Origin of the sequence: Allobaileyella intestinalis, assembly GCF_009695865.1 — a bacterium.
In the GTDB taxonomy this organism is placed as follows: Bacteria; Bacillota; Clostridia; order Peptostreptococcales; family Anaerovoracaceae; genus Allobaileyella; species Allobaileyella intestinalis.
On sequence record NZ_VUNB01000003.1, the window covers coordinates 104180 to 129454 of the forward strand.

At 48.0% G+C, this 25275-nt stretch carries 20 protein-coding genes and 1 tRNA gene; 4 read left to right on the top strand and 17 right to left on the bottom strand.

From position 1 onward, the window contains the following. Positions 1-103 precede the first annotated feature (103 nt). From FYJ66_RS03965 to FYJ66_RS03995, 7 genes are all read right to left on the bottom strand, one after another. On the bottom strand, positions 104-790 hold the full coding sequence (locus FYJ66_RS03965; RefSeq protein WP_154572218.1) for a uracil-DNA glycosylase: 687 nt from the start codon (positions 788-790) through the stop codon (positions 104-106). 22 nt (positions 791-812) lie between these two features. Continuing rightward, positions 813-1370 carry a phosphatase PAP2 family protein gene (locus FYJ66_RS03970; RefSeq protein WP_154572219.1) on the bottom strand — a complete coding sequence of 186 codons (558 nt, stop codon included), beginning with the start codon at positions 1368-1370 and terminating at the stop codon, positions 813-815. 131 nt (positions 1371-1501) lie between these two features. Continuing rightward, the gene (locus FYJ66_RS03975) at positions 1502-2881 is read right to left on the bottom strand and encodes a sodium-dependent transporter (RefSeq protein WP_154572220.1); all 1380 of its coding nucleotides are present in this window, start codon (positions 2879-2881) and stop codon (positions 1502-1504) included. 404 nt (positions 2882-3285) lie between these two features. Beyond that, the gene (alr, locus tag FYJ66_RS03980) at positions 3286-4452 is read right to left on the bottom strand and encodes an alanine racemase (protein WP_154572221.1); all 1167 of its coding nucleotides are present in this window, start codon (positions 4450-4452) and stop codon (positions 3286-3288) included. 40 nt (positions 4453-4492) lie between these two features. Next, entirely contained in the window at positions 4493-5770 is a 1278-nt protein-coding gene (locus FYJ66_RS03985) for an adenylosuccinate synthase (protein WP_154572222.1), read from the bottom strand. 273 nt (positions 5771-6043) lie between these two features. After that, positions 6044-7417, bottom strand: coding sequence for an acetyl-CoA hydrolase/transferase family protein (locus FYJ66_RS03990; RefSeq protein WP_154572223.1), 1374 nt, complete (start codon positions 7415-7417; stop codon positions 6044-6046). A gap of 101 nt (positions 7418-7518) precedes the next feature. After that, positions 7519-9081 carry a PucR family transcriptional regulator gene (locus FYJ66_RS03995; protein ID WP_154572224.1) on the bottom strand — a complete coding sequence of 521 codons (1563 nt, stop codon included), beginning with the start codon at positions 9079-9081 and terminating at the stop codon, positions 7519-7521. A gap of 232 nt (positions 9082-9313) precedes the next feature. Here FYJ66_RS03995 and FYJ66_RS04000 point away from each other — a divergent pair, with 232 nt between their 5' ends. The 3 genes from FYJ66_RS04000 (at position 9314) to trmL (ending at position 13824) form a co-directional block, all read left to right on the top strand. Then, positions 9314-12127, top strand: a complete 2814-nt coding sequence (locus FYJ66_RS04000) for an oxidoreductase (protein WP_154572225.1) — start codon at positions 9314-9316, stop codon at positions 12125-12127. A gap of 40 nt (positions 12128-12167) precedes the next feature. Beyond that, entirely contained in the window at positions 12168-13049 is an 882-nt protein-coding gene (locus FYJ66_RS04005; protein WP_206156989.1) for an SDR family NAD(P)-dependent oxidoreductase, read from the top strand. Positions 13050-13353: 304 nt separating this feature from the next. Then, entirely contained in the window at positions 13354-13824 is a 471-nt protein-coding gene (trmL, locus tag FYJ66_RS04010; protein WP_154572227.1) for a tRNA (uridine(34)/cytosine(34)/5-carboxymethylaminomethyluridine(34)-2'-O)-methyltransferase TrmL, read from the top strand. Between the two features lie 96 nt (positions 13825-13920). Here the strand turns inward: trmL and FYJ66_RS04015 are convergent, their stop codons facing one another. From FYJ66_RS04015 to FYJ66_RS04055, 9 genes are all read right to left on the bottom strand, one after another. Next, positions 13921-14544, bottom strand: a complete 624-nt coding sequence (locus tag FYJ66_RS04015) for a hypothetical protein (protein ID WP_154572228.1) — start codon at positions 14542-14544, stop codon at positions 13921-13923. Between the two features lie 1345 nt (positions 14545-15889). After that, a tRNA-Arg gene (locus tag FYJ66_RS04020) sits at positions 15890-15965 on the bottom strand. 327 nt (positions 15966-16292) lie between these two features. Next, positions 16293-16508 carry a helix-turn-helix domain-containing protein gene (locus FYJ66_RS04025; RefSeq protein ID WP_154572229.1) on the bottom strand — a complete coding sequence of 72 codons (216 nt, stop codon included), beginning with the start codon at positions 16506-16508 and terminating at the stop codon, positions 16293-16295. A 129-nt stretch (positions 16509-16637) separates the two neighbouring features. Beyond that, positions 16638-17123 (bottom strand): hypothetical protein, encoded by a 486-nt coding sequence (locus FYJ66_RS04030; protein WP_154572230.1) that lies wholly within the window; start codon positions 17121-17123, stop codon positions 16638-16640. A gap of 363 nt (positions 17124-17486) precedes the next feature. Further along, entirely contained in the window at positions 17487-18131 is a 645-nt protein-coding gene (phoU, locus tag FYJ66_RS04035) for a phosphate signaling complex protein PhoU (RefSeq protein ID WP_154572231.1), read from the bottom strand. 91 nt (positions 18132-18222) lie between these two features. Beyond that, positions 18223-19098, bottom strand: coding sequence for a phosphate ABC transporter ATP-binding protein PstB (pstB, locus tag FYJ66_RS04040; RefSeq protein ID WP_235897353.1), 876 nt, complete (start codon positions 19096-19098; stop codon positions 18223-18225). 45 nt (positions 19099-19143) lie between these two features. Beyond that, positions 19144-20040: a phosphate ABC transporter permease PstA gene (gene pstA, locus FYJ66_RS04045; protein ID WP_154572232.1), complete on the bottom strand. Its 897-nt coding sequence runs from the start codon at positions 20038-20040 to the stop codon at positions 19144-19146. Between the two features lie 13 nt (positions 20041-20053). Then, complete coding sequence (gene pstC / locus FYJ66_RS04050; RefSeq protein WP_320592556.1) at positions 20054-20941, bottom strand: phosphate ABC transporter permease subunit PstC; 888 nt, start codon at positions 20939-20941, stop codon at positions 20054-20056. A gap of 158 nt (positions 20942-21099) precedes the next feature. Beyond that, positions 21100-21999 (bottom strand): phosphate ABC transporter substrate-binding protein, encoded by a 900-nt coding sequence (locus tag FYJ66_RS04055; protein ID WP_154572233.1) that lies wholly within the window; start codon positions 21997-21999, stop codon positions 21100-21102. A gap of 253 nt (positions 22000-22252) precedes the next feature. On the opposite strand from FYJ66_RS04055, the gene FYJ66_RS04060 reads away from it, so the two are divergent. Next, complete coding sequence (locus tag FYJ66_RS04060) at positions 22253-23245, top strand: ROK family protein (RefSeq protein ID WP_154572234.1); 993 nt, start codon at positions 22253-22255, stop codon at positions 23243-23245. Between the two features lie 191 nt (positions 23246-23436). Here FYJ66_RS04060 and FYJ66_RS04065 read toward each other — a convergent pair whose 3' ends face one another. Then, positions 23437-25275: a hypothetical protein gene (locus tag FYJ66_RS04065; protein ID WP_154572235.1), complete on the bottom strand. Its 1839-nt coding sequence runs from the start codon at positions 25273-25275 to the stop codon at positions 23437-23439.

The window sequence follows — 25275 nt, forward strand, 5'->3', positions numbered from 1 at the left end:
CCTTCGAAAAAATTGTACTGAAAGAATAATAGATAATTATTTCTTCGCGCCCGTGTATTCTATCACAGGCCACCAGACACTTAATGTCAGAATTGTGGATTTATTATGAATCACTGACCTGAAGGTTCCAGTCCACCGGTTCCTGTCCCGTAGCCTTAAGGAAATCATTGGCCTTCGAGAAATACTTTCCGCCGAAGAAACCTCTGTAGGCAGAAAGTGGGCTTGGATGCGGGCCTTCGAGGATAAGATGCTCAGGATTGTGAAGCAGTTCTTTCTTCCTTCTGGCATTGCCTCCCCACAGTATAAACACCAGGGGTTTCTCTCTTTCATCAAGCAGCCTTATTATCTGATCAGTCAGCTGTTCCCACCCCTTGTCGTGATGGGAATTGGCCTGATGCTCTCTTACAGTGAGAGCAGAGTTCAGCAGCAACACCCCGTGTTCCGCCCAGGGTATGAGGCATCCGTTGTCCTTAGGCGGTACGGGAATTCCCAGGTCGGAGTGAAGCTCTTTGAAAATATTCTCCAGTGAAGGCGGCTGTTTAACCCCCGGTTTCACGGAAAAGGCCAGGCCGTGAGCCTGTCCCGGCTCATGATAGGGATCCTGTCCCAGAATTACCACCTTTACGTCTGGATAATCGGTGTATTTCAATGCATTGAAAATATCATACATTCCCGGATACACTGTATGATTCTTATACTCGCTGTACAGGAACCTGCGCAGCCTCTGATAGTACTCTTTTTCAAATTCCGGAGCCAGCAGCTGGTCCCATTGATTCCCGATGTGAACCATTGTACTTTCCTTCCTGGTGATTCTAGTGTTTGGACGGCCTCAGCTCTTCCTGATGTTCCCTGTCCACGTAGTTTACCACATATGCAATCAGAATTGCATCCACCATTCCGCACAGCACATCCAGGGGATAATGAACACCTACGTACATTCTGGATATGGCTATGGCCGCAGCCAGGATTATAAGCAGGGTACCTGCCCACCTGCGCTGAAATGACAGTGCCAGGCTGGTGGCAACCGCAAAAGAACTGGCCGTATGGCCCGACGGGAACGAGGGATCATGCTGCTTTCCTATTAGCAGCTGCACCTGGTTCCAGGTTTCATAAGGCCTGGTCCTGTCCACCAGCTCCTTGAGGAAAAGGTTGTTCAGACAGTAGGAAAGGGCAAGGGCAACAGCTGCCAGAACCGCTGCGTGCCTGGTTTTCTTGAAGCACAGAAGCACCAGAATCAGCAGTATCCAGATCATGCCTTTGTTCCCCAGCCATGACAGAATTTTCATTACCGGCGTAAGTTCCGGTCTTATTGCCAGTTCCTGAAACTTGATTAGAACTTGTCCGTCCCAGTAATTTATGATATCTAACATTTTCTTCTCCTTCCGCAAAACAAAAGAGCGGGCAGCTTCCCGCTCTTTTGTTCTTGATAGATTATACTCGTTTTAAACCCGCCGGGCAATTCCAGGGAAAAAACTTCAGATTTTTCACCAAAACTTCACGACTACAGGGAGAAAAGTCCAAATGCAGAAGCTACTGAAGATGCGAAGATCACGAGGAGGAATACAGGAGCAACGTACTTGACGAATACCCTGAAGAGAGCCTCTCTTCTGAATCCTGATGTCTCCTTTACGATGGAGCTGAACTGGTCCAGACCTACACCTTTAACTACCAGAAGGCAGGTAGCAAAGGCTGCTATTGGCATCAATACTGAGTTTGATGTGAAATCGAAGAAGTCCAGCATCTGCATGCCTATAATCTTAACATTTGCCAGTGCGCTGTATCCAAGAGAGCTCAGGCTTCCCAGAACAACTATTATTACCACTGTCAGTACTGCAGCCTTGTTTCTGCTGATCTTCAGCTCATCCTGGAATGTGGATGTGCATGTCTCAGCCAGGGAAATGGAGCTTGTCAGTGCTGCAAACAGTACCAGCAGGAAGAATGCTGCGCCGATGATGTTAGATCCGCCCATGTCTGCAAATACCTTAGGCAGGGTGATGAACATCAGTGACGGACCGGCGCTGAGGTTCTCTGCTGTTCCACCGGAATAAGCAAATACAGCTGGGATGATCATGAGACCTGCCAGGATAGCAACCAGGGAGTCGAAAATCTGAACCTGGTTACCTGCATGCTCAATATCCACATCGTCCTTCATGTATGATCCGTATGTGAACAAGATGCCCATTGCCAGCGACAGGGAGTAGAACATCTGACCAAGAGCTGCAACAACTGTCATCCATGAGAAGTGGTGGAAGTTCGGTACAAGGAAGTACTTGACGCCTGCAAGGGCTCCCGGTCTTGTCATGGAGTAAATAGCAATTATGAATGCCAGGACTACCAGCACCGGCATCATTACCTTAGAAACTCTTTCGATTCCGTTCTCTACACCCATGAATATTACAACCATAGTGCATACTGCGAAAATAAGGAACCAAAGCATGGAGCCACTGGTGGAAGTAATGAAGGAACCGAAGTATGAATCTCCAGCTGCCTCCTTGGCGCCGCCTTTAAGATACTCAAAGAAATACTTGAATACCCAGCCGCCGATAACGCTGTAGTAAGGAGTGATTATCAGGGGAACGATGGCGTTGATCCAGCCTCCCAGCTTAGCCTTCCCTGTATTTCCTGCATACAGCTTATATGTTCCCACTACGCTCTTCTTAGCCTTGCGGCCGAGGGCTGTTTCTGCCAGCATCAGCGTATAGCCGAAGGTTACAACCAGGATAATATAGGTTAAAAGGAATGCTCCTCCGCCGTACTTAGCGGCCAGATAGGGAAATCGCCAGATATTTCCCAGGCCTACTGCAGAACCTGCTGCGGCCATTACGTATCCTATGCTGCCGGAAAAGGAACTTCTCTTGGCAGCCTTACCGTTCTCATTCATCTCATGTCCTCCAATTCGTTCTTTCTTATAAACTATTACTTTCAAACTAATACATAAGATTGAGGGCAGTATCTTCATTAATCCGCACCAATCGTACAGATGCCCGCCTCTCAAAAGCGCACTTAGAGTATAGCGATATATTTTGTTCTTGTCAACAACAAAGTCAATTAATTTTGTTAGTCATTACAAACGATGTTTTTTCTTTGTATATTTTACCCTTAAAATATTTTATTTTTGTTTTCCAACAACATATTTCACTTGCGTGGATTCACAAAAACCATTGACCACATACAAAAAACAGAAGCCGGAGCTTCTGTTTTATAAAAAATATTATTTCATATTTCCTCCCGGAGGACCGGCTGATGACCGGTTAACGGCCGGTTTCATGTTCCGGTATCCAGAACCTATCCCTGCTGTTCTTCTTTCTTGATGTATCTCTTGTCCAGTCTCAAGCCGAAATCGCAGAGAATTTCGTAATTAATCGTTCCTGCTTTCTCTGCCAGCTCGTCTGCAGATATCTCGTCATCTCCGGATTTTCCCATAATCGTAACCTGGGTTCCTCTGCAGACCTGTGGCAGGTCGGTAACATCTATCATGCACTGATCCATGCAGATTCTGCCTATTACAGGCACTCTGTGTCCGTCTACCAGCATCTCCGCCTTTCCGGAAATGCTGCGGGGATATCCGTCAGCGTATCCGATGCCCACAGTGGCCACTCTCATGTCACGGTCTGCCGTAAACACTCCGCCATAGCTGACTGCCGAACCCTTCGGCAGATTTTTTACATAAACTATGTTGGCTCTCACGGACATTACCGGCCTGATGTCCAGATTCTCCTTGTGTACTTCATCGGAAGGATAGCATCCGTAGAGGATTATTCCGGGGCGGACACCGTCGAAGTAAGCCTTCGGGTACTCCATAATGGCTGCGCTGTTGGCAATGGTGAGGAAGGGCAGGGAATAGCCGTCGGAGCTCAGTTTCTCGTAGAACTGGTTGAATATCTCCAGCTGGCTTTCTGTGTAGCTTCTGTCTGCCTCGTCGGCCTTGGAAAAATGGGAGATGACTCCCTCCACATTCAGACGGTCAAGCCCGAAGATTTCGCTGATCTCATCTTCAGCGGCAATAATGTCTTCCATGGTTCTCAGGACGAAGCCTATACGGCCCATTCCTGTGTCCAGAGCCAGCATTACACTAACATCCTTGTCCAGCTCCTGAGCTTTCTGGGAAAGGGCGAGGGCGTCATTGTAACTGCCTATAACCGGAATCAGCTTTTCGTTTACCACGATTTCGTCACATGATTTCGAGGTAATGCCCAGAATTAGAATCTTCTCGTCGAAGCCTGCATCCCTGAGTTCCATGGCTTCTTTCACCGTAGCTACAGCGAAAATATCAACGCCGTGTTCCTCCAGGACCTGAGCTGTCTGTACTGCTCCATGGCCGTAAGCATCCGCCTTTACAACTCCAATGATGGCTCTGTCTTTTCCTGCTTTTTCCTTAATACTTTCAATATTATAGGCGAGGGCATCAAGATCGATCTCCACCCATGTCTGTCGTATTTCTTCTACTCCCATTAGTAAATCCTCTAACTGTAACAATTATTCCGGTTCCCGGTTATCTGCAGATAAGCTCTTCTCTGCTTGGTCCGTTGGATACCATGGAGATTCTGACTCCAATCAGCTCCTCGATGCGCTCGATATAGTTTCTGCATGCCTCTGGCAGATCCTCGTACTTTGTGATGCCTCTGATATCGCACTTCCATCCAGGCATAGTTTCATATACAGGCTTTGCCTTCTCCAGCAGCGGTGTATTAGGGAAGTCCTTTGTAACCTTGCCGTCGATGTCGTATCCAACGCAGATCTTCAGCTGGTCCAGGTATCCCAGAACGTCAACTACTGTAAAGGCCACCTCTGTTGCTCCCTGCATCATGCAGCCGTATCTTGTAGCAACTGCATCGAACCAGCCTACTCTTCTTGGGCGTCCTGTTGTTGCTCCGAACTCTCCGCCGTCGCCGCCTCTTCTTCTCAGCTCATCAGCTTCGTCCCCGAAGAGCTCTGTAACAAAAGCTCCGGCGCCTACTGCAGAAGAATATGCCTTTGAAACGGCAATGACTCTCTTTATCTCGTAAGGAGGAACTCCGGCACCTGTTGCACCATATCCGGCCAGGGTAGAGGAGGATGTAACCATAGGATAAATTCCGTGCTCAACATCCTTCAGTGCGCCCAGCTGTCCCTCCAGAACTACACTTTTTCCTTCTTTCAGGCCCTTGTTCAGCTCAGCTGATGTGTGGGCAACATATGGAGCAAGTGCTTCCTTGTATCCCATCAGCTCCTTGTAGATTTCCTCAGGATCCAGAAGAGGCTTGTGGTAGAGATGCTCCATGAGAACGTTCTTGATCTTGCATACATTCTCGATTCTCGGCATCAGATATTCTCTATCAGCGAAAACCTCGCCTACCTGGAATCCGATCTTTGCGTATTTGTCTGAATAACATGGAGCCATTCCTGATCTTGTGGATCCAAAGGATCTTCCTGCCAGTCTTGCCTCCTCATAAGTGTCCAGCAGAACGTGATAGGACATTACCAGATGGGCTCTGTCAGATACCAGAAGCTTGCCGTGCTTCACTCCTGCTGCCTCCAGAGCGTGAATCTCTTCAATCAGTTTGTCCACGTTTACTGCCACACCACTTCCAAGAATATTTACAGCATTCTTGTTGAAGATCCCGGAGGGCATAAGATGAAGTGCGAATTTGCCGTATTCATTCTTGATTGTATGACCGGCGTTGCTGCCTCCCTGGAATCTGACTACGTAATCGGCCTCCTGGGCAAGGGCGTCTGTTATTTTTCCTTTACCTTCATCTCCCCAATTTGCACCTACTACAGCTGTAATCATAATTTCCACCTTTCTTCTTGAGAGCTCTGCTCCCTCAAAGCTTTATGACCCCGTCTTCCGACCTTCTGTAAAGCCTGCAGAATTAACTAAAAATATATCCTGTGAGTTTCCCTGTTTATTCACACAAAAGACAGGTCCCTCACCAGTGACCAAATGATTATACTACTCTCACGGGCACTTTGACCCTAAAAAACCTTTTTTTCAGGAAATATTCAGAAATAACTAAGAAAACCCCCTATAATCCGAACCTGAACCGGAGATTTCACCCAAAACCTACAGGTATTCTCTCTTGCTGGTATTCCTCCAGATTCCCATCTTCTCCGCCTCTCTGATCAGTTCCTCCCGGAAATCAGGGTGGGCGATGCTGATTATCTGTTCCGCTCTCTGCCAGGTAGATTTACCCTTCAGGTTTACAGCCCCGTACTCTGTAACCAGATAATGGACTGCTGTTCTCGGCGTAGTGACCACAGAACCTACAGGCAGAAGAGGATGGATAAGAGACTCTCTTGTGCCGTCTTTCATGGTCCTGGTGGAATGAGTGCAGATAAAGCTCTTGCCGTTCTTGCTGCGGAAGGCTCCGAGAGCAAAGTCCAGCTGTCCTCCCGTGCCGCTGATATGCCTGTATCCTATGCTTTCAGAGCAAACCTGCCCGTAAAGGTCGATTCCAATACATCCGTTTACAGAAATGAAATTATCAATATCGGAAATAACCGAAATGTCGTTGACGTAGCTTACAGGAGCGCTGCAGCAAATCGGATTGTCGTCAACAAAATCGTACAGCTCCTTGCTTCCTCCTGCAAAAGTATATACGATAAGGCCCTTGTCCCGGCTTTTGAGAGAGGTGAGCTTTCCTGCGTAGTAAAGGTTCATGTATGCATCTACCAGCATTTCAGTGTGTGCGCTGAAATCTCTCAGGTCCGACTCTGCCAGCATGTTCCCCACACAGTTAGGCAGAGCTCCTATGCCCAGCTGGAGAGTGCTGTCGTTCCTGATCTTCTCAACGATGAATTCTGCAATTCTCTTGTCTTCAAAAGTCGGCGCCTTGTTGGATATGGTGCATATATCCGGGCTGTCTCCCTCAATAATGTAATTGACATCTGCAATATTAATGTGAGATTCGTATCCCAGGGCAATAGGCATCTTCTCGTTGATCTCCACTATTACGGTCTTTGAATTTCTGATGATACCGTGAAGATCTGCGTTAATAGGGCCGAAGTTGAAGTTGCCGTATTTGTCCATAGGGCAGACCTGGATGCAGCATATGTCAAAATAATTATCTTCCAGACCCCAGTACAGGGACTCCTCGCTAAAGAGAATAGGTACGTGCCAGGAATTGCCTCTGTCCATCATCTGTCTGTCTCTTGACGAGAAGTGAGAAGAATAGAACCTGGCAACGTCTACATTGTCCATTACTGCCTTGTATGTTTCGAAATCATCGTGGCGGATAGCCGTCTCCGACTGGATTTCCAGTCCTCTGAGCATGTTGTCATGGCGAAGCCTCTCCCCCAGGGCCTTATCCATGTAAACAGAAGAATCTGTTCCCACGCCAAAATGGATGCGCATGTTGCTCTTAACCAGTCCGGCAGCAAAATCCGCATCAATAAGCTTGTCCTTATACTCTTTCTGAATATCTTTAATGTTTAACATCTCTGTCCCCCTGATCTTTTATCCCTGTTTTCAGAGCTGGAACTCAAAAAATCCCTGTCTGTTACCGGCCTGTTTTGGGGTATATCACAAAGGATTTTATATTACTTGTGTTTCGAATGCAAGTTTTCTCTGTGTTCTCCCACCAGTTCCCTGGTTCTTTCTCCGCCTATCTTTCTTATGGCAAAAGAAAATCTCAAATTAAAGGAAGTTTCGGGATCCCGCAGATCTACGGCCGTAAGCTCTTCTATTTTTTTCAGCCTGTATATAACAGTATTTCTGTGCATGTACAGATTCTCGGCAGTGTCCTTGATGCTCTGGCCACTTCGCAGGAACTCCTCAAGCGTATCCAGAAGGCTTCCCTCATGTTCATCGTCATATTCCATCAAAGTCAGGAAAGCGGGATGGCAGTAGCGCATCACATTTTCATTTCTGGAGACATTCCGGATCATTACGTACATGCCGTATTCTTCAAAGGAAAAAATATTTTTTTCCGGATCCACAGAAAGGCCGATCTCCATTGCGTCTTTTGCATCCCGTATGGCTTCGATTAACTCCTGATTTTTGTAGAAAGCCCTGCTTATTCCTGCCACCAGGCCAGGTCCTTTTCTGTAGGAACCCAAAATGCCTTCCAGGTCAGCGGCCTCTGTCTCTTCAATAATAACCAGGGCGCTTTCCCTGTTTGAGACAACCTGACATTCAAGTCTCTTCTTTATGCACTGCTCGAATTCGAACTCGCTGGTCTGAAGAGGCGCTCCATCTCCAGGCCTTAAATAAACAAGGCGGTGAGGCCCTTTGAACTTCAGGTTTCTGTAACTTGCCGGCTGGCTTTCAAGAGGGGCACCTATAAAAACATTATACAGAAACTGGTGGTATTCGTCAGTCTGATACAGCAGCTCAGGAGAATGGATCATCACAAACCCGGAAAGAACGTGGCTCAGGGACTTCAGCATTTCATAGTGGTCCTGACGATAGGAGTGGTCTCCTTCTATTAAAATGAGAATACCGATACATGTGTCTCTGCAGTATACTCTGCTGGCAATTTTTCTGAAAGGGGAAGACATGCAGGTTACTTCCACCGGAGTTTCATCTGAAAAGGATTGCTGAAGTGATCTCAGCTTTTTTACCTCCTGAATAAACTCGTAGTCGCAGTATCCCTTCTTTATATTATCGCTCCATATCTTGTCTGTTACAGGAACCTGGGTGGAGTAGCTGAGTATTCTGAAGTTCATATCTATAAATATCAGGGATGCCCCGAAAGATTGGGATGCTATGTCCACAAGAGAATCGTAGTTGCCCACACGGCCTGCCACTTCCGTTAGATATGAATAGAAGCTGCTGTTGTAGTGGCTGGCAACCAGATCCTGAACCTCGTTGAAGACTGAAACATAGTCTTCCATGTTAATAATGGCTAGTGAACGACTGTTGTTTTTCCATGATTTCCTCACAATTTCCGTTATTTCGTTAACGTTTTTTGCAGCCAATATGCACTGTTCCGGCAGCTCGTCATACTGTATACCATAACCAAAAAACAGCGTGGATCTGTCTTCTTTACAGCCCTTTCCATCCCAGAGCCTGACCCTGTGGATGTTTTCTCCAGCCCCATGGCAAACCATACTAATTTCGTGGTTTTTCCCTAAAATTTCAGTTATTTCACGAAAATCCATCTCATCCTCCAGGTTGAACTGAATCAGCACTCATCAGCTATATTTGAAATCACATTTTTCATATTTCTGTAGTATACCATAACTAAATCGTCAATTAATTATCATGCATCGTGCACCTATGAAAGTGCATGCTCCTTTTATATTATTAAGAAAATAACAGACTACAAGCCCCGATATCAGGGCTTGATCATAATCGTGCAGTTTTTCTGGAGTGCCTGAAAGGAGGAATGTAATGTACGATAAGCTATTTGAAAAAGGAAAGATCGGAAATGTAGAGGTCAAGAACAGACTGGTAATGACCCCTATGGGGACCAATCTGGCCGAGCTGGACGGAACTGTCGGACCTGCCATGCTGGCATATTTCGAAGAGAGAGCAAAGGGCGGATGCGGCCTCATCATGCCTGAGATCTGCAGGGTAAACGACGTTACCGGAGCTGGAATGTTCCGCCAGCTGTCTGCTACCAGCGACCGGCACATCCCTGGCCTGGCAAAACTGGCCACCACCGTTCACAAATACGGATCTAAGATTTTCATCCAGCTCCACCACCCGGGCAGAGAAGGGGTTTCCGCTCTGATCGGCGGCCAGCCTTGCGTATCGGCATCTGACAGGATGTGCAACGTTTCCAAGCAGGAAACCAGGCCTATGACCCTGGACGAAATCCACGAGCTGGTAGGCCAGTTCGGCGACGCAGCTCTGAGATGTAAGAAGGCCGGCATCGACGGCATCGAGCTTCACTGCGCTCACGGCTATCTGCTCCAGCAGTTCCTTTCACCTTACACAAACAAGAGGACTGACGAGTACGGCGGCACCTTCGAAAACCGCATGCGCATCGTCCTGGAGATCATCGAAGACATCCGCAGGAAGTGCGGTCCTGATTTTCCTCTTGGATGCCGTGTATCTGTAGATGAGTTCCTGGACACCATCGGCGTCACTGAAGACTACATCCACATTCAGGACGGCATCAAGATCTGCAAGACTCTGGAGGCTGCCGGCGTTGACTTCATCGACGTAAGCTGTGCCCTCTACGAAACAGGCCTCATGGCCATAGAGCCAGTATCCTTCCCTCAGGGCTGGAGAAAGCCTTTTGTAAAAGCAGTAAAAGACAACGTTTCAGTTCCTGTTATCGCCGTTTCATCCATCCGTGAGCCTGCTGTTGCTGAGTCATTCCTGGACGAAGGCGTCGTAGATTTTGTGGGAATGGGCAGATCCTGGCTGGCCGACCCTGAGTGGGGCAGAAAGGTCCAGGAGGGCAGAGAAAATGAACTGAAGAAATGCATAAACTGCCTCAGATGTTTCGAGACTCTCATGAGCCTCAATGCCCAGGGACTCCCTCTGGAGTGCGCCTTCAACCCTAGAACCTGCAAAGAATATCGCTACGGGGACCTGGAACCTGACACTGGAGCTCACAAGGTAGTTGTCATCGGCGGCGGCCCTGGCGGAATGACTGCAGCCGAGACCCTTGCAAAGAGAGGAGTAAAAGTTACACTGATCGACCGTCAGGACTCCCTGGGCGGAACTGTGAACCTGGCAAAGAAGCCTCCTCTCAAAGAGAGAATGGAGTGGATCGCTGACTACTTCAGGGACAGCTTCAACCGTCTTGGCGTTGATGTTCAGCTGGGCAAAGAAGCTACAGTTGAGGATATCGCCGCCCTTGAACCGGATGCCGTGATCCTGGCTACGGGATCAGCAGCTATTTTCCCTAAGTCCATTCCTGGCGTTGAGGGAAGCAATGTTTACACCATCGAGGAAGTTCTTACAGGCAAAAAGGACCTTACCGGAAAATCGGTTGCCATGGTCGGCGCCGGTCTTACGGGTCTTGAGGCAGGTGAGTTCCTGGGCGACAAGGGCTGCAAAGTCACCTTCATTGACATGCTGAAGGAAGCAGGTACAAACGCATACAAGAACAACGTTCTGGATGTTATGTCCAGGCTCCGGAAGATGGATGTGGCCTGGGAGCTGGGAAACGCCCTGAAGTCCATCGAAGCTGGCGGCGTCGTAATTGAAAACGTTGATACAAAGGAAGAAAAGAAAGTGACAGCCGATGCTGTAGTTCTTTCTCTTGGATACAAGCCTGACCAGAGCCTGAAGGCCGGGCTGGAAGAGAAGGGAATCCCTGTTTGCCTGGTTGGCTCTGCCATCAAGGACGGCACCATCGCCCCTGCCACAAGAACAGGATATGAAATCGGTGCAAACCTTTTCAGAACTCCTGAACCAAGCTTCGTGATCACTAAAGACGAGCTGGGCAACTTCGCCAAGGTTTCCAACATGAGGGGACAGGAAGGTGTATACATGGCATACCTCTCCTATCCTGAAGCCATTGAAAAACTGCTGCCTGCTCCACTGGAGCCATTCATGCTCCCTGTAGTAACTGTCAGCGTCTGCCACATCAAGGATCCTACATTTGCAGATAACTACTATGAGACCATTCTGGGAGTTTACTGCACATACAAGGGTCAGGTAGGTCTGTACACCATCAGCCTCCTCCTGGGCGGACCTGGTGCCGAAATGGCCACACAGCTGGGCCGCGACAACTCTGCAATCCCTAAGAAGCTGGATGCCCAGTTCTTCATCCGCAAAAACGATGACGGCAAGGTAACTGTAGGCGTTTCAAGAAGAGGATATCAGATCGTAGATGCCGAGCTGCAGCTGGGAAGCTATAACAGCCCGCTGACACACGTGCTCTACCAGGCTCCTGCGCCAGGCAAGGTAACATCCGGAAGCGGTTACTATTTCCACTTCGACCGTCTCCCTGACGAAACAGGAAAGTTCGTATTCAAGAATACGGGCCTGATCCGTAACGTATGCAACTACACCTACGATGCATGGACTCCGGGATACATCAAGAAGCTGGAGCTCCACTCAAGCCCTGATGATCCATGGGGCTGCCTGCCGGTGAACACCATTATCGGCGGTGCATATGCTGAAAACAACCTGCTGATCACTTCTCTGGAGTACCTGGAGGACGTGGATCCTGAAGAGCTGATGGTCAAGGTCATCCCTGCATGGTACGACCAGACAGCCTTCATGAAGGGCGGAAAGAAGTAGTCTGCTGTTCGCGATGAAAAAATTTACGGAGGTTATTACGATGAAGAATTTTGAAGGAAAAGTAGCAATTATCACCGGTGCGGCTTACGGCTTCGGCAAGGAGTTCGTGAAGCAGGCGGCTCAGAGAAAAATGAAGATCGTAGCCGTTGATATTATGGGCGACGAGCTGGCAAAACTGGATCCCCTGGCTAAGGAGTGGGGCGCAGAGGATATCACTCTGGTCACTGCCGATGTGGGCATTTACGAGGAGACTGAAAAGGTCGTAAAAACCGCTCTCGAAAAATACGGTCACATCGACCTGCTCATGAACAATGCCGGCGTTGCCGTTCCTGGCAAGGGCTATGACCTGCCTCTCAGAGACTGGGAGTGGATAGTCCAGACCAACTTCATGGCTCACGTTTATTTCATGAGACAGGTAATTCCTGTAATGCTGGAACAGGGCACTCACTGCAACATCATGAACACATGCTCAGTGGCCGGCGTCATCAATTTCACGGGAATGGTTCCTTACTACGCCACAAAGCACGCAGCCGTTGCTCTGTCTGAGAGCCTGAACTATGAGCTGCAGGCTCAGGGCGCTGACATCGCAATGGGTGTTTTCTGCCCTGGATACGTGCAGACCAACCTGGATCACTCAGAGTGGTACAGGCCTGAGAGATTCAAGGATGAAAGGGATCCTTATTATCAGAGCGAGGCCTTCAAAAAGGGCCAGGCTGAGGCTAAATACGTAATCGAGACCGGATATCCAATTTACGGCATCGGCGATTTGGTGTTCAAAGCTATTGAGGAAGATCAATTCTACGTACTGCCTCACGAGAAGTATGACGGCCTGCTGAAAATCCAGACCGGCGAAAAACTGCAGCGGAAGAGCCCAAACCTGGCTGAGCTGATGGCAATGCTGAAAGGCGCTGCTGAAAAATAGATATATGGTCTGCCGTGACAGGCATTCCTCCTTACGGGTCGCAGATTTCTGCGGCCCGGTTTTTGGTTACACCATAATCTGTAGAATCCAACACAACTATAAAAGAAGAGGATATTGATACAACTTTAAATTGAAATGTTATGACCCTGCCGGCCTTAATGCTCAATCTTCATTATATCTTTTCCGAGGGGAACGTAAAAAAAATCAGCATCAGGGCAATATTGACGACTAGCGTTCCCTCTCCATTTTGGTGTTATAATCACTATTAGTTCTGTATTTTATTCCATAAAAACGGAGGTTGTAAATGTCCCTTCACATCGTACTCGTCGAACCTGAAATCCCGCCGAACACGGGAAACATCGCCCGCACCGCTGCTGCAACAGGCAGCGTACTTCATCTGGTCAAGCCCCTTGGCTTCAGCCTGGACGAGAAGAGTCTCCGCCGGGCCGGCCTTGATTACTGGCCTTACGTGAAGCTGGAGATACACGAAAGCCTGGAGGATTTCCTTGAAAAATACGGAGACCGCAGGATGTGGCTCTCCACCACCAAAGGTGAAAAGCTCTACACGGAAGCCGATTTCCACGACGAGGACATGCTTCTTTTTGGAAAAGAAACTGCCGGACTTCCCCGTGACTTCATCGAATCCCGAAAAGATCGGGCCATCCGCATACCAATGAGCAAGGAAACCCGCCTGCGGTCCTTCAACCTCTCTAACTCCGCCAACATCGTGCTGTTTGAAGCCTTGAGACAACTGGATTTCCCAGGGCTGAAATAACACTTGCACCATGGGTTTATCAGGAGGATTTCTGGTGTATATGCATCCAAAGGGGTCCATGTTTGCAGGTATGGAGTCGTTCCGTAAACTCGTGGGTTATTTAAGCATATACTCGATCTGGTCAATGATTTCGTTGATGGTCCTCAGGTTCAGAGGATCATTTGCTGTCTCATAGGTAAGAATCAACCGATCATTAATAAAAATATCATTTTGTTCATAAATCATGAGCTTTTTCATTGCATTAGATGCGTAATGCTCATTATCCACAATGCCCAGATGCTCCCAAAACAACTCACGCCTGCTGTAGATATTCATCAGTGTGAAATCCGGACGGAACATTTTGTTTTTCTTAAGTAACAAAGGTTTTTCGTAATGGTATTCGATGTTCCGCCTGTTAAAGGTATTGCCGATCAGAACCTCCGACTTGGATCCCATCATCTCACCACGATCTGATACCTGCGTTCTTTCTCTGCCCATATGTTCCAGAGGCTCATAAGTCTGAGACGCCCATGTTTCGAGGAAAACATCTCTTGGCTCCTTCCACGGTTTAACAAGAATTCTTAATCCTTCTGACAGCTGATAATATGCTTCATCATATATTCTATACAGATCCTCCTCTGTAAAAAACTCCGTTATTTTCAGGCTGTTCATCCCCTGAATCGCCATTCTGTTAAGCATGAAAACATACTTCTTCTGAGCCAGTTCCCTTGCAATTGCCATATCATTTTGCCGGATAAATACCCTCATCCTCGTTCCAGGCTGTACATAGTAATACTGAAATGTTCCATTATTTCTTTTCGAACTCCAAACAGAACCTTCAGGAGCTGTTTTCAAAAACAGTTCGGTTTTTGAAATAAGATCCCTTAGTTTCCGGGACCATTCGCGGGTGTCCGTACTCTTATTCCTGTTCATACTGTCTGGGCTGATGTTTCTGATATTTATATTAGTAAAACCATTCATAGCAAATACCCTTCCCATTTACTCCAGTAAGCGACGTAAAAGCATTCTGCACTGTGTATTTCCGTGTTTCAACTAGCAAATAGCAAAAAGGCATTTTGATGCCGGAAGTATGTATTTTTTTGTAAATGGGGGAGAGAGGCTGCCATATTTGTGGCCACATGCCGATGGAATGGAGCAGTTGAATGGGTGGACGGATGAAGCAGTATTTTTCTCGTAATCAGAATTTATACTGCTCAAATTAAACATATGGCACCACTGACACTACTTGGAACAGTTCAGGATTTCTTGTCGAGCAGTACTAACGACCGAATCCGCTTCTTCTACTGCTCCTGATGCCCGGGACGAGCAGTACTCCTGGCCGATTCTGCTTTCTCTACTGCTCCTAATACCCGAACGGGGCAGTACTAATGGCCGATTCTGCTTTCTCTACTGCTCCAGATTCCAGTCGCGAGCAGTACTAACGACCGATTCTGCTTTCTCTACTGCTCCTGTTGCCCGGGCCGGGCAGTACTAACGACCGATTCCGCTTTCTCTACTGCTCCAGATTCCAGTCGCGAGCAGTACTAACGACCGAATTTGCTTTTTCTACTGCTCCTGATGCCAGGGCCGAGCAGTACTAACGACCGATTCCGCTTTCTCTACTGCTCCTGATGCCCGGACCGAGCAGTACTCCTGGCCGGTTCCACTTTCTCTACTGCTCCTAATACCCGGGCCGAGCAGTACTAATGACAGATTCCGCTTTCTCTACTGCTCCTAATACCAGAACGGAGCAGTACTAACGACCGATTCCGCTTTCTCTACTGCTCCAGATTCCAGTCGCGAGCAGTACTGACGACCGAATCCGCTTTTTCTACTGCTCCTGTTGCCCGGGACGAGCAGTACTGACGACGGAATTCGCTTTCTCTACTGCTCCTAATACCCGAACGGAGCAGTACTAACGACCGATTCAGCTTTCTCTACTGCTCCTGATTCCAGTCGTGAGCAGTACTAACGACCGATTCTGCTTTTTCTACTGCTCCCGTTACCCGTGCCCAGACACATTACTCAAAAATATAAGAAAAGAACTGCCACATTTGTTAAAACGCGGCAGTTCTTCCATCTTCCATGGTGTCCCAGAGAGGATTCGAACCTCCGACACCCGCTTTAGGAGAGCGGTGCTCTGTCCCCTGAGCTACTGAGACATATGATTACCTTTTAAAACTACTTCATTCGATGTATCCGAATGCGTTTATCATGTTACCACGAATCGCTGATTATTACAAGAATAAAAGCTGGCAGCCTATTCCAATGAATTTCTCCAGTTCTCCGGGTTCTGGATCCGGACATTATTTTCCGGCGGTTACAACGAGATTTCTCAAGTTGGAAATCCCGTGGTAACTTCACAGGAAAAATCTTGTACGCTACCACGGGATATCAGTTTTTTCAATTCTCGGTGTATTCCGAGGCAACCGGAGTGAGTGATCCGGGTATTCAGAAAAGCAGGCTGAGCCTGCCCACTCAACAGTACCTCAGGACTCCTCATCTTCCACCATGTTCAGCAGCTCACCTGGCTGGCAGCCAAGATACCTGCAGATGCTCTCCAGAGTTGAAAACCGGATAGCTCTGGCATGGTTGTTTTTCAACACCGACAGATTTGCCGGCGTGATGCCGATGGCATCCGACAACTCCCGGATGGTTACACCCCTGTCCTCCAGAAGCCTGTCCAGATTCACCTTTATCGCCATATTGTTTGTCTCCTTCCAAGTCCCAGCTTCTCATTCAAGGTCATCATTAAAGGCCTTCATTCAGAGCTCAGTATCTCTTTCAAAGTCCGGCCTCTTCTGTCGTTGCCAACAGGAAATTCCCTTAAGGCCTCAGATCGTAAGCCTGGAATCCTCTTCATAAGCAGCATACACATCCAGAAACCGGACGATTGAGTACATTATAAAGGCATTAAACACAAAGAGGATTAGCTGCAATGTAATCTCCAGGTTGAAAATCTCAAAAAGCCCTGTCTTCGCCCCATCTACAGATGCATATACCAGCTCCCACAGAGCCAGGAAAACGAAAATATTTCCGGAACTTCTGAATGTGCTGCGGCAGCTGCGAGCCTTGAACTCCTTGGGATTAGTAGGCAGCACCATTATCTTGACCATAATCGTCGTAACCCCGGCCACCATGCTTACCATATACAGAAAATGTATAATCTGAACAGCCGATTTGTCAGCAGACCCAACAATCTGCATCAACAAAACAATCAGCCCCGGAATACCTGCCAGCATCATCAGCAGTGTAAAAAACGCCGTTATTTTTTCAGTAACGCTCAATCGGAAATTCTCTCTGCTCATCATATGTTTCATGACATTCACCTCACGATCCTGGGAAAAAATTTGTCGACCTGCCCGGGCTTGCGGGATTCCGAAGATTCATCCCGTTGAGGAAATGTTCTTTAGAACGCCGCACATATCGAAAAACGATATGTTCTCTCACCTGCATAATACATCAGAGCATATCGATTATCAATATGTTTATTGTATTTTTATTATTAAATTATTTCCTGCCGGAATCAGAATAAAATTGATTAAAACTGCAAAAGATTCGTCAAACCTGGTTTTCCGAGCAAAACAAAATCCGGGAAGCCTTGCTGCCCGGGATTTTAACCAACAGGAAGAATTCCTTCCTCTTTATTCCTCTTTATTCCTCTTTCTTATTCACGCTCATAATCAGTATTTATTCCCCGTGATCATGAACCGGACCCACTCCGCCAGGTTCACAGAGTGATCGCCGATTCGCTCCAGGTATTTTGCCACCATCAGGCTGTCCAGGCCATGCTGGGCGGATTCCACGTTTTCAGATATCTGAGTGGCAATATCCCTTTTGATTTTCTCAAAGTAGCTGTCCACCACGTCATCGCTGGCCGCAACCTGATTGGCAAGATCCAGATCTTTTTTTGCATATGCCTCAACAGCATTCCGCACCATGACAGAAGCGGCCCGGGACATTTCCTTCAACTCGTTCATGGATCCGGCAGGAGATCCATCTTCGTTCAGGTATTTTGCCACCTCAGCAATGTCCTCAGCGTGGTCGCCGATTCTTTCCAGGTCTGAAATCATTCTCATTGCCGCTGATACAGCTCTCAGATCACTGGCCACCGGCTGCTCTCTCATGAACAGCTTAAGACACTGGCTCTCGATCTGTCTCTCCATGTCGTCAATTTCCTGCTCCGTCTCAGCTATGGAAGTTTCCAGCTTCTGGTCTGGCTTTTCGATATATTCAATTGCCATTTCGATTCCCTGCTCGCACAGCAGTCCCATCTTCGCCAGATTTTCTTTTACAGCTTCCAGCTCCTGGTCGAACTTTTTTCTCATTTCATTCTCCTTTTTTGGAAAAAAAGATTCCGTATGTCATCATATCCCGGATTTCCCGGAGTCTTTCACCCCTTGAAGCACTACGTTCTTTCTAGCCGAATCTTCCTGTAATGTAGTCTTCTGTTCTCTTGTCCTCCGGCTGGCCGAATATCATGTCTGTGTCGTTCATTTCCACCATCTCCCCCAGAAGGAAGAATGCTGTTTTGTCTGAGATTCTTGCGGCTTGCTGCATGTTGTGGGTCACTATGACAATTGTGTAGCTTTCTTTCATCTCGTTGATCAGGTCTTCAATCATAGTTGTGGAAATAGGATCCAGAGCAGATGTAGGCTCATCCATGAGAAGCACATCAGGATCTACGGCCAGGGCTCTTGCAATGCAAAGGCGCTGCTGCTGACCGCCGGACAGGCCGAGAGCACTTTTCTTCAGGCGGTCCTTCAATTCATCCCATATGGCTGCTTTTTTCAAAGACTCCTCTACAATCTGATCAAGTTTTTCCTTGTTCCTCTCCCCGTGGATTCTGGGACCGTATGCAACATTGTCATATATGGACATAGGGAAGGGGTTAGGCTGCTGGAAAACCATTCCAACGTTCCGCCGCAGCTGGTTTACGTCGATGTCACCATAGATATCCCTTCCGTCCAGAAGGACTTTTCCCTGAACCCGGCAGCCTTCAACCAGGTCGTTCATCCTGTTTAAAGTACGAAGCAAGGTGGATTTTCCGCAGCCGGAAGGGCCGATCATGGCCGTAACCTGATTTGGTTTGATATCCATGTTGATGTTTTTGAGGGCCTGGGTTTTATCGTAGAACAGATCCAGATTCCTGATGGTGTATTTCAGCTGGCCTTCTGCAGCACTGTCTGAAAATGTGGTAAAAGTCTCCCTGACCTGTTCACCCTCGTAGTCTCCTGCTGTTTCCCTGTTCATTCCCACTGAAGGTATTGTTGTAATAATTCCTGTTCCTTCCATTTCTTTTCTCCTGTTTATTCCAACTTTCACATACCCTGCAATATCTTATTTAGAAGCGCCTTTATTCTTCTCATCAAGCTTTCTGGACAAGTACCTGGCCAGCAGGCTGAATCCAAGGACCATGATCATCAGAACCATTGAAGATACATTGGCTGTCTCAACAGAGTGAGATACCATGCTTCCTTCAGTCCTCATTACCCAGATGTGAAGGGAGAGAGTTTCTCCAGGTCTGAATGGATTAAGAGGGCAGGTAGGTGAGCTGAGATCCCAGTTTGCCCAGTTTATAAATGTGCTTTGTCCTGCTGTGTACAGAAGGGCAGCTGCCTCGCCGAATCCTCTTCCTGCCACCAGAATTATTCCTGTCACAATTCTCGGTATGCATGCCGGAAGAAGAACGTGCCACAGTGTCTGCCACCTGGTTGCTCCAAGGCCGATACTTCCGCTTCTGAAATGAGAGGGAAGGGCCACTAAAGCATCCCTGGTAGTTGTGGTAATAGTAGGAAGGCTCAGTATAGTTACTGCCAGGGCTCCTGCAAAAAGGTTCCATCTCATTCCTGTAAGCAGGATGAATACCAGATAACCGAACAGGCCCACAACTATTGAAGGCAGTGATGAGAGAGCCTCAATGGAAATTGTTATCATTTCTGTGGCTCTACCGTTCTTCGAATACTCTGCCAGATAAGCTCCTGCTGCAACACCAATGGGAACGCTGATCAGAAGAGACAGCAGCACCAGATAAACTGTATTGAAAAACTGATTTCCAATTCCGTTTCTTGTAAAGCTGAAAACTCCCGGATAGATGCTCAATATTCCCTTTATTATTATGTAAGCAGCCAGCACAATCAGCAGAAGGATAAAGAATCCGCCTATGCCGTAGAAAAAACCTGTCATGAACCGGTCTGTCATTCTCACTCTTGCGTATCTGTTACTTTTCTCGTTCATTTCCGCCCCTCCATCAGCTGTTTTTTCCTGAGCGGGCTATAAGATGTATGATCACTATGCACGCCATGGATATTATGAGAAGCAGGAGGGCCATTGCCCAGAGAGCAGCGTTATATTCTCCTCCGTTCGCTGTGTTTCCCATATCGGCTGCTATAGCTGCCGTAAGGTTGTTGGTAGGATACAAGATTCCCTTTGGAAAAACTCTGGTTTTTCCGATTACCATTGCCACTGCCAGGGTCTCGCCGAAGGCTCTGGAAAGTCCCAGAATTACGCCGGTGAGTATGCCGCTTTTTGCAGCTGGCACAGACACTTTGTAAATAAGCTGCCATCTGGTGGATCCAAGACCGTATGCTGCCTGGCGGTAGGAATCGGGAACTGCCCTGAGAGCGTCTGCCGAAACTGTTGTTATAGTTGGAAAAATCATTATTGCCAGTACGATTCCTGCGGCCAGTACAGAGTAACCGCCCATTGGGGCGTGAAGTTTTTCATTTATAAAAGGTACGAGAATTGTAAGTCCTACCCAGCCGTAAACTACTGAAGGAATTCCTACAAATATCTCGATGGCCGGCTGAAGAAATCTGGATCCTGTCTTCGGGGATATTTCTGAAATGAAGATTGCTGCCGAGATGCTGAAGGGCAGGGCAATCAGAAGGGCCAGTCCGCAGGTCATGAGAGATCCCAGAATATATATTCTGGCTCCGATTTTTCCACCTCCCTGGCCAGGCACATCCATTGGTGCCCATTTGTCCGAGAACATAAATTCACCTACACTGTGGTGGAACAATCTGAACACATCTGTGCCTTTTATCAGAAGGAAAATGCTTATGGCTAAGGTCAGTGCAATAATGAATATTCCGCACAGAGTCACCAGACCCCGTCCCAGATATTCCTTTTTGAACATATTGTTCATCCTCCTTGATCCGGCCTTTACTCCGGATGTCTTGATTATCTTCATGGGAATTGCATTGTCTCTATAAAACTTCCCATACTTGCCGAAGGGCGCGGCTGCACACTGTGCCCCGCGCCTCCGGCTGTTTTATGGATAATGTGTTGGTTGGCTTATTTCTCGTGATTCTTAACTGCCTTGTCGCTCATCTTGGAGATTGCGCCGTATCCCAGCTTTTCTACGTTCTGTGCGTAATCATCGCTGGTCAGATAGTCGATGAATGCCTTGGAGATCTTGTTTGGCTCTCCCTTTGTGTACATGTGCTCGTAACCCCATACGTTGTACTTGCCGCTGTAAGTGTTCTTCAGAGTAGGCTTTACACCGTCGATGGCAACTCCTGTAACTTCCTTCTCGTTAACCAGGTAGGAGAGAGCTACATATCCGATTGCACCCTTGTTCTTCTTAACGGTTTCCATCAGTGTGCCGGAGTCATCTGTTTCAAGAGCAGAATTGGAAGCTTCTTCCTGTCCGCCGATAGCATACTGTTTGAACAGCGCTCTTGTTCCTGAAGATGCAGGTCTTGTTACAAGCATGATCTGCTCATCTGGTCCCCCAACGTCCTTCCAGTTGGTGATCTGTCCTGTGAAGATCTTTGTCAGCTGGTCTGTTGTAAGGTCCTTAACGCCAAGGTCCTTGTTAACTACTGCAGCTACTGTTATTGTTGCAACCTTGTGATCCTTCAGTGCCTTTGCCTGATCTGCATCCAGCTTCTCTTCTGCGTATACATCAGAGTTTCCGATGTCTACAGATCCGTCTGAAACCTGCTGCAGTCCAGTTCCTGAACCTCCTCCGTTAATAGTGATTGAAGCATCAGGGTTTTCTGCTGTAAAATCATCAGCTGCCTGCTGTGCCAGGGGCTGCAGTGCCGATGAACCTGAAGCAGTCAAAGATCCTTTTACTGCCTCATTTTCCTGTTTCTGGCTTCCGCAGCCTGTGAAAACTGCTCCTGCCATTGCAAGTACGCAGGAAAGTGCCAGAACTTTAAACACCTTGCTCTTCGTTCTTTCTTTCATTTTGTTCTCCTTTTAGTAGTAAAATATATTAAAATATTGATGTCGGATTTAAGCTGTTACCGGGCTTTCAGGCCGTGTCACTTCACAGCCGCCAGGTTTCAGCTCCTGAACCCTCAAGCCATTCGCTTTTGATGACCTTTCCGGGTTCATTGTTATTCTAGGGTCCGGATGTTAATTCAAAAACGGTCATCATGTTAATTCGGCGTTAACAATTACCTGTTAATGTTAAAAAACTACTATAGGAGTTTACGTAATGCAGTACACCTTCGGAATAGATATTGGAGCCACCACCGCCAAGCTGGGACTTTTCCAGCTGAAGTCAAACAGCCCGGCCATCAGCGGGAAGGACCCGGATCAAGAACCTTCCTGCAATCTTCTGGAACACACCACCGTGGAAACTGAAGGCATGACTGATCCCGATGAGCTTTTTCCTCATCTGGGTCTCTCCATGCACGTAATGCTGAAAAGCCACGGGCTAAGCCCCGAAAACCTGGCGGGAGTGGGCATTGGTGTTCCAGGCGCCGTAACTGACCACAGCACTGTTAACCAATGCGTCAACATGGGATGGGGAGTTACGGACATCGGCCGTTCCTTCCAGATGATCACCGGAATTTCCAACATCAAAGTGGAAAACGATGCAAACCTTGCAGCCCTTGGTGAAATGTGGCAGGGCGGGGGACAGGGTTCCTCCAGCCAGGTTTTCGTCAGCATAGGCACAGGTGTAGGTGCAGGCATAGTTTATGATGGAAAAATAATCAATGGTGCTCACGGTGCTGCGGGAGAGATCGGCCACCTGAAAGTCTTTGACGGCTGGGGAGAAAAATGCAGCTGCGGCGGAACGGGCTGCCTGGAACAGCGTGTGGCTTCTGCCGGCATCGTTCGAAGAGCCATGGAACTTTTAAAAGAATACCCTCAGAGCTCCGACATCCTTCGGCGCATGGCCTACGACAGGCTTACCGCAAAAGACGTTTTTGACGCCGCCCGGGATGGCGACAGACTGGCCGCCCAGGTGCGGAAGGAAACCGGCTTTTACATTGGAAAAGCTCTTTCTTATGTTTCATGTGTCTACGACCCTGAGGTTTATGTAATAGGAGGGGGAATCTCGCTGGCAGGAGAACCTCTGCTGAAAGAAATTGAGGAAGGCTTCAGGCAGAACGCCTTCCACGCCTCAGTTGATACAAGGTTCGCACTGGCCCAGCTGGGCGGACTGGCAGGAATGTACGGCGCCGCAAAAGTTGTGCTCTAAGTAGCTTTCTTCCGGAGTTCCATGGTATGGGATTTTTTTCATATACCATGGCAATTTTCCAGCCGCCTTAAATAATTTTGAACATTTTCCATATACCATGGCACTGTTAAAAAAATTCAATGCATACGAAGACCCCGGAGCCTGAACATTCAGTGCTCCGGGGTCTTCATATAAAGAATTAATTTGAGGGGCTATTTTACTTCGGCTGTCTTGTAGATGATCTTGCTCTCTCCAGACATGCCTGCGGACTTGCCGCCTATCAGGTATTCGATTCTGTCTGCATCAGCAGCAGCCTTGATTCTCTTTCCTATTGTAAGAAGCTGAGAACCGTTAAGTGTATCTGCCATCTTGTGGATGCCTTCCTTGTTGAACTGGGCCATTCCGCTGTCCAGAGTGGCTGCACCAGCAGTCAGCTTGTTTGTACCTGTGTACAGGTCTCCGGCTCCGCTGTTGAGCTTGCTGGCTCCGGCATTGAGTTTTCCAGTACCCTGAGAAAGGGCGCTCATACTTGCATTAAGCTTCTGGGCTGCGACCTTGGTCTTCTCATTGAAAGTCGTGGCCGTGGTAACTGTCGCTTTGTTGGCGGCGGCCCCGGCAGTCTGTGTCATCGCGGTCTTTACGCCGGCTTTGATACCTCCGGAAACGGTGGTATTCTCGCTGGCCTCTTTGGCTGCTTCAGTCGCTGCATCATTTGCTGCCGTCGTGATCTTTTTCTGAGCATCCGCAGGGAGCTGGCCGATGCTCGTAGCACCGGCATTCTGTACCAGAACACCTACGACCGAATTATATGCGGACTGATATGCTGTTTCCTTGACAGCGCTGTTCATGATGCCGTCAGTCACCTGCTGGGCGCCAGCGTCGATTTTCTCGTCCTTGTCGGCCTCGGCCACTGCCTGCGCCTGTGCTCCATACGCATTAATCTGATCTGGTGTCAGTACCTGTATCTGTGAGCTCAGGTCGTTTCCGCTTGCTTTTACGCTCTTGTCCAGCTGATCCGCACCTAAAGCCAGTTCCTGAGTACCGTTTTTCAGCGTCCCTGCTCCTGCGTTGAGCTGGTCGATTCCAGCCTTCAGCTGATCTGTACCGCTCATCAGCTTGTCAGATGCGCTTACCAGCTGATCCAGCCCGCTCTCCAGCTGGCTTACCTTGCTTTCAACATTTCCAGTTGCGGAAGTATCAATATCGCTCATCACACCAGACATAGCTGCTGTGTAAGTTCCGTCGATCTGGAACTTGTCAGTATGAGCCTTGATTACGACACTATCAGGAATGCTTACTCCAGTAGCACCAAGTCCCAGATTTCCTGCCAGGCCAGGGAAGGCAATTCCGATGCACATGCTGGTATTGCCGTCATTTACAACCTTGCCGTTGTCAACTGTCACATTTGTGAAGTGGCTGTTGTCCAGCATTACCGCACTTGCCATAGTGTAAGGCTTTGTAACGGAAGATCCATCTGCCAGCTCGCTTCTGTTAACCTTGTAATCAAAGTGGATTTCCACATCGCCGCTCTTTCCGGCAATATCTTTTGCAGAAACCTGTTCACCGTTCAGGTAATAGGAAACTGCCACATCAACAGGAAGCTGTTTTCCCGTAGTTCCCTGGTAGTGGATGTCAGAACCGTCGGCCTTCCATGTCACCTTATCTCCGTCCTTTGTGAACTTCTGGTTTCCTGAAGTGTTCTTGATATCCTTCAGATCAGAGGTGTCGCTGATCTCTTTTGCACCATTCTTGTTTGTGAGCCACTCGTTAACAACGACTTTCTCTTTGTTTCCCTCTGCGTCAAGTACGGCGTAGACCGTCTCGCTCTTATCCTTCTGAGAAGTAGAGTTCGGGGAAAAAACATCGCTGTAGCTTCCTGTGTTTGCGGCTTGCGAGCTGCTTTTGTCGTTTTTCGATGCTGCATATGTTCCTGCACCGGCTGCTCCTACAAAAGAAGTAGCTATCATGGCAACTGCCAGAGTTGTGGCTCCGATTTTTCCTGCCACTGAGATCTTCCGATCTGCCCCTTTCCTTTCGATCTTTCGTTTCAT